This is a genomic window from Bacillus sp. DB-2, assembly GCF_003315125.1.
GTDB classification, from domain to species: domain Bacteria; phylum Bacillota; class Bacilli; order Bacillales; family Bacillaceae_G; genus Bacillus_A; species Bacillus_A mycoides.
Genome location: NZ_QNRN01000011.1, coordinates 147,495 through 158,655 on the forward strand (window position 1 = coordinate 147,495; position 11,161 = coordinate 158,655).

Annotated in this window: 13 protein-coding genes; 6 read left to right on the forward strand and 7 right to left on the reverse strand. The window is 34.7% G+C overall.

Features of this window, described 5'->3' with window-relative positions; all coding sequences use genetic code 11:
• The first annotated feature begins 24 nt into the window (after window positions 1-24).
• Window positions 25-387, forward strand: coding sequence for a cupin domain-containing protein (locus tag DET63_RS19495; RefSeq protein ID WP_113937564.1), 363 nt, complete (start codon window positions 25-27; stop codon window positions 385-387).
• 6 nt (window positions 388-393) lie between these two features.
• Window positions 394-1,176: a 3-hydroxy-5-phosphonooxypentane-2,4-dione thiolase gene (gene lsrF, locus DET63_RS19500; protein WP_003190261.1), complete on the forward strand. Its 783-nt coding sequence runs from the start codon at window positions 394-396 to the stop codon at window positions 1,174-1,176.
• Window positions 1,177-1,342: 166 nt separating this feature from the next.
• On the opposite strand, the gene DET63_RS19505 is transcribed toward lsrF, so the two are convergent.
• Entirely contained in the window at window positions 1,343-2,125 is a 783-nt protein-coding gene (locus tag DET63_RS19505) for a class I SAM-dependent methyltransferase (protein WP_113937565.1), read from the reverse strand.
• 233 nt (window positions 2,126-2,358) lie between these two features.
• Here DET63_RS19505 and DET63_RS19510 point away from each other — a divergent pair, with 233 nt between their 5' ends.
• From DET63_RS19510 to DET63_RS19520, 3 genes are all read left to right on the forward strand, one after another.
• A complete protein-coding gene (locus tag DET63_RS19510; protein ID WP_181777939.1) occupies window positions 2,359-2,961 on the forward strand; it encodes a chorismate mutase in 603 nt (200 codons plus the stop codon).
• Between the two features lie 272 nt (window positions 2,962-3,233).
• On the forward strand, window positions 3,234-4,208 hold the full coding sequence (locus DET63_RS19515) for a helix-turn-helix transcriptional regulator (RefSeq protein WP_113937567.1): 975 nt from the start codon (window positions 3,234-3,236) through the stop codon (window positions 4,206-4,208).
• Window positions 4,209-4,278: 70 nt separating this feature from the next.
• A complete protein-coding gene (locus DET63_RS19520) occupies window positions 4,279-4,737 on the forward strand; it encodes an SRPBCC domain-containing protein (protein ID WP_113937568.1) in 459 nt (152 codons plus the stop codon).
• Between the two features lie 500 nt (window positions 4,738-5,237).
• On the opposite strand, the gene DET63_RS19530 is transcribed toward DET63_RS19520, so the two are convergent.
• From DET63_RS19530 to DET63_RS19555, 6 genes are all read right to left on the reverse strand, one after another.
• Window positions 5,238-5,657, reverse strand: coding sequence for a VOC family protein (locus DET63_RS19530; protein ID WP_088039628.1), 420 nt, complete (start codon window positions 5,655-5,657; stop codon window positions 5,238-5,240).
• 207 nt (window positions 5,658-5,864) lie between these two features.
• Window positions 5,865-6,569, reverse strand: coding sequence for a nucleotidyltransferase domain-containing protein (locus DET63_RS19535; protein ID WP_113937569.1), 705 nt, complete (start codon window positions 6,567-6,569; stop codon window positions 5,865-5,867).
• A gap of 166 nt (window positions 6,570-6,735) precedes the next feature.
• The gene (locus DET63_RS19540; RefSeq protein ID WP_113937570.1) at window positions 6,736-7,173 is read right to left on the reverse strand and encodes a VOC family protein; all 438 of its coding nucleotides are present in this window, start codon (window positions 7,171-7,173) and stop codon (window positions 6,736-6,738) included.
• A gap of 184 nt (window positions 7,174-7,357) precedes the next feature.
• The gene (gene hmoA, locus DET63_RS19545; RefSeq protein WP_002084853.1) at window positions 7,358-7,684 is read right to left on the reverse strand and encodes a heme-degrading monooxygenase HmoA; all 327 of its coding nucleotides are present in this window, start codon (window positions 7,682-7,684) and stop codon (window positions 7,358-7,360) included.
• Window positions 7,685-7,781: 97 nt separating this feature from the next.
• A complete protein-coding gene (locus DET63_RS19550) occupies window positions 7,782-8,996 on the reverse strand; it encodes an MFS transporter (RefSeq protein WP_113937571.1) in 1,215 nt (404 codons plus the stop codon).
• Between the two features lie 57 nt (window positions 8,997-9,053).
• On the reverse strand, window positions 9,054-10,097 hold the full coding sequence (locus DET63_RS19555) for an ArsR/SmtB family transcription factor (RefSeq protein ID WP_113937572.1): 1,044 nt from the start codon (window positions 10,095-10,097) through the stop codon (window positions 9,054-9,056).
• Between the two features lie 355 nt (window positions 10,098-10,452).
• On the opposite strand from DET63_RS19555, the gene DET63_RS19560 reads away from it, so the two are divergent.
• Complete coding sequence (locus tag DET63_RS19560; RefSeq protein ID WP_113937573.1) at window positions 10,453-10,944, forward strand: DinB family protein; 492 nt, start codon at window positions 10,453-10,455, stop codon at window positions 10,942-10,944.
• Window positions 10,945-11,161 lie beyond the last annotated feature (217 nt).

Sequence of the window (11,161 nt, forward strand, 5' to 3'; positions counted from 1 at the left end):
ACATTACATAAAGGAGTGATTTCTATGCTTAAAGTGAATGAAAATGATTTCTCCTATCGCTTCGGTGATAACGGCCCGAAATATTTAATACAAGGTCCAAATATCGATTTTGGGCTTGTCGTTATTCAGCCTGGGCAAGAGTTTCAAAATCACTATCATACAACGTGCGAAGAAGTCTTCTATGCGTTAGAAGGCGAAATAGATTTCTATGTGAATAACGAGAGAGTTCCGATCAAACAAGGTGATGTCTTGCAAGTTCGCCCTCATGAATCTCACTATCTTATTAACCATTCCGATAAGCCTTTTAAAGCTGTTTTTATAAAATCACCACATTTACCAAATAAAGATACAGTGCAAACTGAAAATCCAACATTAACGAAGGAGTGATTTCGAATGACTTGGGGATTTAAAAATCGATTAAACACAATTTTACCTGACGGCAGAGCGGTTATGCTAGCGATAGATCACGGTTACTTTTTAGGACCAATTCACGGACTTGAACAACCGTTAGAAACAGTTAAAAACTTGCTTCCATATACTGATTCCCTCTTTTTAACACGAGGCGTATTAAGTTCCTGTATTCCTGAAAACTGCAACACACCGATGGTTATGCGTGTATCAGGCGGGGCAACTGTAGTAGGCAAAGATTTAGCGAATGAAACAATTGTTACACCTGTGAAAGAAGCAGTAAAACAAAACGCAATTGGCGTCGGCGTTTCTGTCTTTGTTGGATCAGACTATGAAACACAAACTGTTTCAAATCTCGCAAACGTAGTCTCTGAAGCTCACGATTACGGCCTGCCAGTACTCGGTATTACCGCCGTTGCGAAAGAACTACAAAAACGTGAAGCTCGCTTTTTGGCACTCGCCTCCCGCGTATGTGTTGAAATGGGAGCTGATATTATTAAAACGTACTACTGCGAAGGATTCGAAAAAATCACAAGCACATGCCCTGCTCCAGTCGTAATCGCGGGCGGCCCAAAACTAGATTCAATCGAAGACGCATTAAACATTACGTACAACGCGCTGCAAGAAGGTGCAATTGGAGTAGACATGGGCCGAAACATATGGCAGTCCGAACATCCGGCTGCGATGATTCAAGCGATACATGGCATTGTGAAAAATAGATTGAATGTGAAAGAGGCGCTGGAACTATATAATGATGTGAAAAATTAATGTAAAAAGATGGACTATTTATTATAACGGGTTCAGTTAAGAGGAGTAAAACTTGTTTTGACATTCAAACTACACGAGGAAAAGGATGGCTCTTGCCATCCTTTTTGACATACATTGAACTTTTACTGTTTTCAAGTTTCCTTCTTCGACTAACGAGCCAAAAATTTTAATCAGCCTTTAACTTTATAGCTTTTGTAGCAATAAAAGTTTTAATATGCTTATCTAATATCCTTGTTCCACCAAAATCATCCTCGTAAAAACCCGTTATAACAAAACCAGCTTCAACTTGACCTTGGATTTGATCTTCTAGAGTATGTGCGTATTCTATTGTTTGATTTAAATTAATATAATCTTGAACTTCATCCTCTGGTAAATAATCCAATGTTGATGAAGGTATTGAATGTTTAACATCCAAAATACCTTTTTGTTCTTGGTTGTCATCAAAAATCCATAGTAAAGGATTTGTAAATCCAGAAATAAGAATACCTTTATTCTTTAAAACCCTTGAAATCTCATTCCATACAAGATGAACATCTTTTACAAACAAATTAGAAACAGGATTTACGACAATATCAAAATATTCATCTTCAAAATCACTAAGGTCTGACATATCTCCTTGTACTGTTTTTAAAGTTAATCCATCCCGTTCCGCTACCATTTCATCTTGTTCCAATTGCTTCTTAGATATATCAGTAACTGTTACATCTGCTCCAGCAGCAGCCAGTACTGGTGCTTGTTGCCCTCCACCTGATGCTAAACAAAGTATCTTTAATCCCTCTAATGACTTTGGAAACCAATCTCTAGGAACTGATTTTTCTGTGGTGACTGTGATTTCCCATTCACCTGATTTACTTTTTTCAATAACCTCACTACTTACAGGTTGAGTGTATCTAGAACCTTCTTCAACCTTCTTATCCCATGCATTACTGTTTTGTTGTGTAGTATCCATTATAATGATTCCTCCTAACTATCTAGTTGCATTTTAATTGTGACATTATTAACTATTTACACCCTTTTTCTATTAACCTGCCGATAGTTAATAAATGGTTTTCTATATTTATTTTAACACATAAACATCCTATTTTTCGAAATATTTAAATTAATTGATTATATTGAAAAAAACGAAAATTGTTTCAGTTATAATAAAATATGAAAACAAAATAAAGGAAAAGAGGAATGATTATGCAACGAATGCCTTTTGAACGCCCTACTGATCATTATGATGAACACTTATCTTCTATTGATGAAAAAATTTGCTCTTTATTAAAAGAACGGAAAGAACTTTCGAATGGGAATCCAGGTTTCCCACCAGATGAAGCCATTTCTAATTGGGCAAAGCAGAACGGATTATATCCCGATTATTTAAATTCATTATTCTCATCTATGATGGACGAAGATGAGTTTAAACCTCGCGTCGAACCGACTAAGTTTAAAAAACATATACCCGTTTTAAAAACTTATGAACATAAAGAAAATGTGTATACTGTAACCTTTATTCGTCAATATTCTAACGCTAGTGTAATTAATTTATATAAGGAATGGGATCCAAAAAACAATACACTTAATGAGAATCATACACATAGCCTTGTTGAATTATCTATAAATACTACATACGATTGCTGGACAGAAGGCTGGACTGGAACAGATGGACATGTGAGCTACCAATTTGTAGTTTCCCCTACTCTTCCTGATAATTTGTCTGGAATAAGCTTACGATTTAAAGAGCAAAGTATGCCATTTATGAAAGATCAAGCTATGCTTGAGTTTGAAATTCGATTAGATTAATAAATAAATGAGCTGTCTCATAAGTCGGATTTCTGACTAAAAGATGCGTTATTTTATCCCTTTTAATCTATTTATCTAAAAGCGTGTATTTATAGTGAAAAATGAAAAGAAGATCGGAACTGAAAGGCTGATTAAGGAACTATTGGGTAGTAATAAAGTTACTCTACTACAGGGCCAGATTGTGTAATTGGAATATGATTAATAGAGAAGCAGAATGTTTTATACTAATGTAGAATGCTTATCTTGAATTTTTGCGAAAGGAATGTCTATATATGTCTAAAATGGTTAACATGCTTTCTATTTTATGGCTCCTCAAAACGAGAAAACAATTGACTGCTAAGGAATTAGCAGAGGAATTAGAAATCAGTATTCGTACGGTGTACCGCTATATTGATGCTCTGTGTGCAAGTGGAGTACCAATTATTTCAGATGCAGGGCATAATGGTGGGTACAGTTTACTGAATGAGTTTACAAAGGCACCCTTGTTTTTTAATTTGGATGAGCAGAAAGCGCTTGTCCATGCTGCAAAATTTGCAATAGATGCAGGGTATCCCTTTAGTGAAGCACTAGATACATCAATTTTTAAATTGAAAATGTATACAAATGAGGAACAATTGAATCATATCAATCGTCATTTAAGAGGGTTTGAAGTCATCCATCCTACTGTCGAACCCTCTTTGAAATCTATTCTTCAAGATTTAGAAATTTCTGTTGCCGAAAGTTATAGGTTATTTATTGTTTATCGTAAGGGTGGAGAAATCGAACCTCAATCACGTCATATTGATCCTTATGGTCTTGTTTATTGGAAAGGCAAGTGGTACACAGTAGCTTATTGCCATCTGCGTAAAGAAATTCGAAGTTTTCGAATCGATCGTATTCAATCATTATCCAGAACAGATAAAAAATTTGATCGGCCCTTGGAATTTTCAGCGCGTTCTTTCTTTCTAAAAGACATTTTACCTGATTCAAACCAACTTAAAGAACTCATTTCTGTCCGTATCCAAGGCATGTCACATGCGCTTGATGATTTATGTCAGCATTGGTTATTTAACCATGCTTTAATAGAACGAAAAAACAATCAAGCCCTTTTTAAGGTTGATATAGAGTCTATTCATACTTTTGTACCTTACCTCCTTCTCCCTTATGGTAAATCTATTAGCATTCTGGAACCAACTTTATTACAAGAAAGATTGGCAACTATCAGCTTTGAATTATTCAATCATTATAAAAACCCTTCACTTCACTGACCGTAATTGTCAGTGAAGTTTTTTTATAATGTACATGTAGCGAATTAAATTTTTAGGAGGCATAAAAATCATGAAGAATTTGATGTATGAATTTTATATTGCAGGCTCACCAGAGGCAGTTTGGAAGGCATTGATTTCTCCTGAGGGTACAAAACAAATTTATTATGGGTCCATCATTCGATCTACATTTCAAGTGGGCGATCTCTTGGAATATGTAGGTCCTGGATTAGATGGAAATGAAACGGTGCATGTATACGGAAACGTATTGGAATATGAACCAAATCAGTTACTTCGATTTACTCACTATCCTGGAAAGTCTTATATGAAAGATAATCGTGCATTTGAGTCAAGAATTTCTTATATTCTAAAGCCTATTGGATCATGCACGAAATTAATACTCATTCATGACCAATGGAAAGAAGATGATCCTTATTATGAGAACAGCAACAAGGCCTGGTGGATGATATTAAATAATACAAAGACTTTAGTAGAAACAGGAAGTACACTAGACTTTGGTGAAATCTCATAGGTCCATCATAAATGATTTAACAGAAAGAAAATATTGGATTTCATCTCCTGAACGAATTTGTATTTTAAGAATTATGTTTTTTGGCCTAGCTCACTGATTGTGAAGTAAACAACTTAAATGTGACTTAAAAAACTTAACCGTGACCTAGAATTTTTCTATATAACTGATTTCTTTGAGAAAATGATTAAACTTTTTTATAACACCATAACTGAAAACTGCTAGAGAATAATCCATTTTAATTAATCTCTTTTCAAAATGGATTATTCTTATTTACCATATAATATGGGTTTGTGGAGTGTTTTTGATTAAACTTTATTTCAAGCCAACACATTGATAACTCCATATTTCCCCTATTATTTACCTTAACTAAAAAAACAGCTAGTTAACCTGTTAAATGAGAGTAGTTCAAATGATTAAATTTAGCTTTTTGAATAACGAGCATTATGATAACAAGCCCCTTTCCAAACTGGATAAGGGGCTATATATACACCTTCAAAGAATTATTCTTGATGAGTGCCATTCAGTTTTGAGACTTTCTTACCATCTCTATAGTCAAGGCAAGATACTTCAATTAACAATCCATTAAACATTGTAAAATAAAAACCATAACTACTACCTCTCATTGAATACGGTTCCTTGTCTATTTCAATGCCACCAGCTACTAAACGATTATATGATTGATCAACTTCACTTGAAGTTTCCACTAAAAAACCAATATGAAAAGCTTCAGGATACATAACTTCCTTATTCCCCTTAAATGCTTTTGGATCACTTAGCACAAGTATAAATCCACTCTCATCACTCATTACTACAAGTGCCTTTCCCTTTTGCTCCAAAAATTGAAAATCAAAAAATGTTTCAAAGAAATGTCTAGCTTCTGATAAATCATCAACACATAGATTCATATGATTTAACCTCATTTACTCATCTCCTTTTAAGCAGAGGGTATATATACTCATATTGATAACACTTACATATGTAAAGAAAGATATACCGTCTAAGACTTTTTTATAGTCTTATGCTTTTTCCTATAGCTTAGAACGTTTTTCGAAATGAATGCAATCATATGAAAAATTCGACATGGAGTATCGATTTACCTATATAAGTTGACAAGTGTTATAGCCATATTATTTATTCTCCAAATTAAGTAAAATCCACTCAATCAAGAAAACTGCTGAAGAGATACGCTCTGTCGTATCACCTAAAAACAATTTATTTATAAAACCTGCAAAATTCGTCGGTACTTTAGATAATGTTTCAATATATTTCAAAGCAGATCCAGCTGGAGGTGTTGGCCTGTTATTAATAGCCCATATTCCCTCTAGCAATGTCCACATTGATGTGTGAACTATGTATGAAGCTTTTAACTCATCGTTTGCTTTCAAAGCAGCCTGAATTTTAATAAGCGAACTATGTAACCAATGAGAAATGCCTTTTACTTTATCACTAGAAACAGCATAATTTTCATATTTATGTTGAGCTATTTCCTTTAACCTTTTCAACTCACCGTTACTATCAAATAAAATTTCTCCTTCTAGAAAAGAGTATAATTCCATTGGATTATTTTTAAAGTTTAATTGAATTCTATTAAAATCTGCATACTTATATTCAATTAAAATACCTTCTCTCTTTTCAGAATGAAAATCTTTCTTTTGTCCATTCTCTAAAAGAACGTATAAATCTAAATCGGATTCGGGGTATGCGTCACCTCTTGCTATAGATCCGATGAGCATTAATCCACACTCTTCATTCCTAGCTATATATTCATTTAGAATTTTATGTACTAACTCTTTATGGTTTTCATATGTAATAAATGAAAGATTTTCTATCATTTTTACCCTCCAAAGTTATTGAGCACGTAATAGAATTCCTATAATAATATATCGATATTTCTCAGTTTCTAAAATACGCAAACACCTTTTAAACGATATTGAATTATATTTTTTCTCATACATTTCCATTATAAACACTGCTAATTTTTACATACTTGTGAAATGCTTAGTCGCATTGCTTACTATTAATTCTTTGTGCAATTGGGTGATCATCTTTTAGTTGCAGTAGATCCCATAAATTCCCGTATAAGTCCTTAAATACTGCAACAATTCCGTATGATTGCTCTTTCGGTTCTCTCACAAATTCTATTCCTCTTGAAATCATTTCATTATAATCTCTCCAAAAATCGTCAGTATTTAAGAAAAGAAATACTCTACCGCCTGATTGGTTACCAATAAAGGGCTCTTGCTCAGGTTTAGATGCCCTAGCTAGTAATATTGTTGTGCCGACTGAACCTGGAGGAGATACCACTACCCACCGTTTGTTTTCTTCTGGCTGATAAATATCTTCAACTAATGTGAAACTTAGTTTCTTTGTATAAAACTCTATTGCCTCGTCATAGTCTTTTACTACTAATGCAATATGAACTATCGATTGAACCATTATTGTCCCTCCTAATCTTACTCACTAATCGAGTTTATATTATAACATTTCTAGTTTTAACCTGTCCGTTAATTCTTCTTACATCACATGCGAATCATTCTCTTTATTCAATATAAATAACCATCTATCAGTAAGCAGATAGATGGTTATTTATTCGAAAGAATATAATTAAACAAATGTATTTTTACGACTGTTGATAAGCCGATTTCGATGATTTCACATAATAAACCCCGTGCTCAACCTTAATGATATGATCTGGTTTTGGCTTACCGCGGCCCGCTCTATGTCCAGCTAAATGCTCTTCACTCGTTTCCCAGTTTTTCCATGCTTCTTCCGATTCCCAGCGAATCATAACTACTACTTCTTCATCTCCGCGTCTCACTTTTTTCACGAGAACACTTAAGTCGATGAAGCCTTCAAATTTTTCAATAATGCCTTCTCCTGTAAAACGCTCTACAACTATATCTGATGTACCTTCTTTTACTGTAAATGTTTTCGTTTCGATAAACATATATTCCACTCCCTCTTTGTAATACGAATACTAGTATTCTTCTATTATAATTGATTATGATAATTATTTTCAATTATAAAGTTTCAAATCTTTAGAATTATGCTGACTTCTCCTCAATCGCCTCATCTAAAAATTTGAAATACGGAAGCAATATTCCTATTAAAGAAGTGACACATATAATCGAGCCAATGATAAAGTATAGTACTCTCACTCCCCACATTTCACTCAGTATTCCCCCTAATAACACACCTAATGGCATTGCCGATCGTATGAAAAATAATCGCACTGAAAATACTTTTCCTATCATATTATTTGGGACAGTTTGTTGGCATATCGTCGTATTATGAACATTGAAAAATGAAATACAAATACCAGCAATTACCTCGATTACAATCGCAATAATAATACTATTATTTAAACCTAGTGAAATGTAAGTAAGGCCCCCTACGAATAATCCTCCAAGCATAAGTAATCTACGGCTTCTATACTTCACTTTCCCAACTAACATGGAACCAACTACATAGCCAAGTGGGAATCCTGCCATAAAATAACCGTATTCAGCATACCCTGCCGATAGTTCGTCTTTAATATAAGGAAGATTCGTAACCATCGTTACTCCTACTCCAAATTGAACGAATGTTAGAAAGATACCAAGCCAAACGATAACTGGTTTTGTGAAAAAGTATGTAAAGCCGTGAAGAAACTGCTCTAGCCACGTTTTTCGAAGTTCTTGCTGTACCCTCTTTTCTTTTATGAAAATCAATAATCCTCCGCTTATAAATAAACACATACATACGAAAGATAGCGTAAGTTCGATTCCAATAAATTTAATGACGATACCACCTATTACTGGCGCGAGAAACATCATAAGACGAGTCATTCCATCAATATACGCATTCGCGTCTTGAAGCTGCTCTTTATTCACAACAGTTGGTGTAATCGCTTGGCTCGCAGGGGTATAAAGAGGCGTAATGAGACCAACTATAATTTGGACAACGTAAATGTGCCAAACTTCTATACTGCTAGTAACTAGCATCGCCAAAGGCAGTAAGAAAACAGATGCCCGCATCCATTGCGAAAAAATCATAATCCACTTTCGGCTCCATTTATCAATAAATGGCCCACTTATAAGTTGCAGTATGAGAGAAGGAATTAGATATAGTAACCACATACTGCTTAATGCTGTTTTCGACCCTGTTAACTCATATACAAGAATTGAATTACATAACGTCCCGAAAGCCCCGCCTAATTCTGAAATTGCACTACCAATCCACATATAAAAGAATGAACGGTTTTTCAATACACTTTTCACTATAGCTCACCAACTTTTCTATTAAATTCCTCCCTTTATGTACATTCTCGTTGTATATTATCTATTCAAAAATGCATCTAATTCTTTCGCTAAAGACTGCACTGCTTTCTTTCTCAATACATATTTTCCGTCTTGAATATCAACTAACTTTGCTGAACGTAAAAGTTTCAAATGATGGTGTACTGTCGATTTTCCTAGTTGTAATCTTTCCGTTATTTCTTGCAGCGTACGCTCTTGTTCAAAGAGTAGTTTTACAATACGAAGCCTTGCCTCGTCCCCGAGCGCCTTATGTTTATGAACTAAAAAATAACTCGGCTCATACGGATCTTCTGGATGTATACTTTCATTTGCGACTGGATAATGAAACACTTTCGTATCTTCAATATCAGCTTCTATGTTCCACGGTCTGTATGTAATTTGCGGGATAAGAAGTACGTGATGAACACTTGGCTCTGGCATATATGTAACGCCACCTGTTGCCCACTCTACAAACTCTTCCGGTTGCATCTTTTTATTCATTTCATTTTTCGCTTCATAATCTCGCTCTAGTATAGAAACAATTTCTTCTGCCTCTTTTTTAACAACACTGTCATACCACCCTGTCATAACGGCAATTAAATGCGTTTTTAGTTCATGCACATCGGCATGACATACAAACTCTATATACGTAGAGAAAAGCTGATGATCATGTGTCAGCTCCTTTAGTTCGTGTATTACAGATGCTTCTCCGCTTGCTGCTAAACGTCTTTTTCCTTGATGCATTTCTCCTAAAAACGGTAAGCACACATATTTAAAATCTACTGCCGATAACGAATTGATATTGTGAACAAACTGAGATAAATCCGTAAAATCTCCATCATACAGTAACTGTAGCAACGCTTTCCACGTATTATGCTTCTCAACAAATTGTAAATGCTCTATCATTTCATGTGATAAAGATTGTCTTATTTCTTCCCATTCACTTTGAGTCTTTTCAAGAGTATCGATTAACCTCTTATGAGTAATTGCCGCAATGCCAAGTGCGCATTCGAAAAGTATCGAATACTTCATTTCAACGTTGTACGTTTCCCTCTTTCTACTCGTCACGTGAAAGACTTCCATTTTATCCCCTCCTTATTTGCTATGTATTTAATTCTATTTTTATCGAATTATACCTTCTAATTTTTTAGAATTTTAAAACTTTCTGAAATTTTATATTGCTACAAGTTTTTAAATTTAAGCTACAGTTGATTTTCTTGTTCAACTATGAGGCAGGTTTATTGAAGAGAAAGGAGAATTTATTGCAGTAAGAAAAATGATTTAGAAAGCATAAGTTTATTTCTGCAATTACTACAACGGCGCCGTATTGTTCTTTTAGAGACTTCCAAATATCAATTAGATGATAAGTAGGTACGTTTCTACTTAATTTCTCTAACACTTATTGCCGGTCTATCTCATAGTTAAGGAGGCTATACGAATGAGTAAAAAAGAAATATTACAAAATGGGGTCAAGCAAGTTTTTTACGAAGAAGAATGGTATCCACCGATATCAGAAGCGTTAAAGAATCTTACTGCTGCACAAGCATGTTGGCATCCAGAAGGAAAGGCCAGTAATACGATTTGGGAAAATACAAACCATTTACTAACCTTTAAAGAGCGCTTACTTTCCCGCTTACATCAAGATGACACATTTGTTGCTCCACAAAATAATGATGACACGTTTTTCCAAGGTGGACCTAATGATGATGATGCTTGGCAACAAACAGTGAAGCGAACACTCCAAGTACATGATGCCTTACACTCTTCATTAACATCCCTTCAAGAAGCAGAACTGGATCAACCAAGTCCGTCTCTACCAGTTTGGCAACAATATATGAATATCCTATTGCACGATGCATATCATACAGGTCAAATTATACAACTTCGTAAACTCCAAGGTTCATGGCCATCTCATCGTTCATATTTATAAAGTGAAACTTTAATCAGTGGGGGGTTTTTTCATCCCCACTGATTATTAGCCCTCACCAATCGGGCGTTTACAGACAGTTGATCTCCCACCTAACTTCTTTGCTCCACCTGAATTTTGAGGTGGGAGTTTTACTGCCCACAAATAGCGGGATAAGCAATGATTAAAGATGATAGATAAGCATATGATTCTACATTTAGCAGAATAAGTACAAAAAAAA